Origin of the sequence: Methylibium sp., from assembly GCF_031393925.1 — a bacterium.
Classification (GTDB): domain Bacteria; phylum Pseudomonadota; class Gammaproteobacteria; order Burkholderiales; family Burkholderiaceae_C; genus Methylibium.
Window position 1 is genome coordinate 1 of record NZ_JANMWL010000163.1, and the last position, 1572, is coordinate 1572.

A 1572-nucleotide genomic window follows, 5' to 3' on the forward strand; every position below is an offset into this window, starting at 1 on the left:
ACCGGCCCGCAGCTCACCGCAGCGAGTGCGCGCCTGAGGCCAGCGCCGCCCTCCTCGCCCCACTTGAGCGCCAGGCTCAGCAACAGCTCCAGGCCCGTCGCGCCGGGCTCGGCCTCGGCGAAGGGCAGCGTCTTGGCGTCCTCGTCGACCGGCGTGTGGTCGCTCACCAGCGCATCGATGGTGCCATCGGCCAGCGCCGCGCGGAGCGCATCGCGGTCGCGCGCCTGGCGCAGCGGCGGCACCAGCCGCATGGCGGGGTTGAAGTAGCCGATGTCGAGGTCGGTCAAGTGCAGCGAATTGATGCTCACGTCGGCCGTCACCGGCAGCCCCTGTGCCTTGGCGGCGCGCAGCAGTTCGACGCCGGCCGCGCTGGAGAGCCGGCACAGGTGAACCCGCGCGCCGCTGGCGCGCACCAGCTCGAAGATGGTGTGCAGCGCGATCGTCTCGGCGCCCTGCGGCACGCCCGCCAGGCCCAGCCGCGTGGCGACCGCGCCGCTGGCCGCCACGCCATTGCCGAGCCAGGGGTCGTTGGGCCGCAGCCAGACGGCGTGGCCGAAGGTGGCCGCGTACTGCAGCGCGCGCGAAAGCACCTGGGTGTCGCGCACCGGCACGTCGGCCTGCGAGAAGCCCACGCAGCCGGCCTCGGCCAGCTCGGCCATTTCGGTCAGCACCTCGCCGGCCAGGCCGCGCGTGAGCGCACCGAGCGGGAACAGCCGGCAGCGCGAGAGCTTGCGGGCACGAAACTTCAGCATCTCCACGAGGCCCGGCTCATCGAGCGTCGGGTCGGTGTCGGGCGGGCACACGAGGCTGGTCACGCCACCGGCCGCCGCCGCGGCGAGCTCGCTCTCCAACATGCCCTCGTGCTCATGGCCCGGCTCGCGCAGCCGCGCCGCCAGGTCCACGAGGCCGGGCGCCACGCTGCAGCCGCTTGCATCGATGCGCCGATCGGCGGCGAACCCGGCCGACACGGTGCCGATGTGGACGATGCGGCCGGCGGCGATCGCCACGTCGGCACGCTCGTCGCGGCCCGAGGCGGGGTCGATCACGCGGCCGTTGGTGATGAGGATCTTCATGCGTCGTTGCCCGCGATGATGCTCATGACCGCCATGCGCACCGCGATGCCGTAGGTGACCTGCGGCAGGATCACGCTCTGCCTGCCGTCGGCCACGGCCGAATCGATCTCGACGCCGCGGTTGATGGGGCCGGGGTGCATGACGATCGCATCCGGCTTGGCCAGCGCGAGCCGCTCCTCGGTAAGTCCGAAGCTCTTGAAATATTCACCGGCGCTCGGCAGCAGCGCGCCGCTCATGCGCTCGTTCTGCAGGCGCAGGGTGATCACCACGTCGGCATCCTTCAGGCCTTCGGCCATGTCGTGGCAGACACGCACGCCCATGTCCTTCAGGTCGCCCGGCACCAGCGTGCGCGGGCCGACCGCGCGCACCTCGGCGGCCCCGAGCGTGGTGAGCGCATGGATGTCCGAGCGAGCCACGCGCGAATGCACGACGTCGCCGACGATCGCCACCACCAGGCCCGAGAATTCGCGCTTGTAGTGGCGGATCGTGTACATGTCGA

General features: G+C 71.9%; 1 protein-coding gene and 1 pseudogene. Both read right to left on the reverse strand.

All coding sequences use genetic code 11. The features are described 5' to 3' along the window. The coding region (locus tag RMO12_RS09195) for a dihydroorotase (RefSeq protein ID WP_309639061.1) at positions 1-1073 on the reverse strand (1073 nt) is incomplete at its 3' end. Beyond that, positions 1070-1572: pseudogene (gene pyrB, locus RMO12_RS09200) on the reverse strand (aspartate carbamoyltransferase catalytic subunit); the annotation flags it as partial. The pseudogene pyrB and the gene RMO12_RS09195, both read right to left, overlap by 4 nt.